Source organism: Planktothrix serta PCC 8927 (assembly GCF_900010725.2).
GTDB classification, from domain to species: domain Bacteria; phylum Cyanobacteriota; class Cyanobacteriia; order Cyanobacteriales; family Microcoleaceae; genus Planktothrix; species Planktothrix serta.
The window spans coordinates 1-321 of record NZ_LR734927.1; the positions used below are offsets into that span (position 1 = coordinate 1).

The 321-nt window shown below is 49.5% G+C and carries 1 pseudogene; it reads left to right on the forward strand.

The annotated features are described in order from the left end of the window. Positions 1-321 (forward strand): annotated as a pseudogene (locus tag PL8927_RS27665) (calcium-binding protein); the annotation flags it as partial.

A 321-nucleotide genomic window follows, 5' to 3' on the forward strand; every position in this document is an offset into this window, starting at 1 on the left:
CCCACACCAGAACCAACTCCAACTCCCACACCAGAACCAACTCCAACTCCCACACCGGAACCAACAGTAGCTCCCACACCAGAACCAACTCCAACTCCCACACCGGAACCAACTCCAACTCCCACACCGGAACCAACTGCCGTATTTGATACCTCGAAGTTTATTGTTGGGCTATCGTTAAACACAACCGAACCCAGTGGAGAAGCCCAACAGGGGACGAGTGATAATGATGAAATATTCGGCACAGATGAGAATAACTGGATTAACTCAGGTGCTGGAAATGATCAGGTGTACGGGTATAAAGGCAATGATTACCTCGAC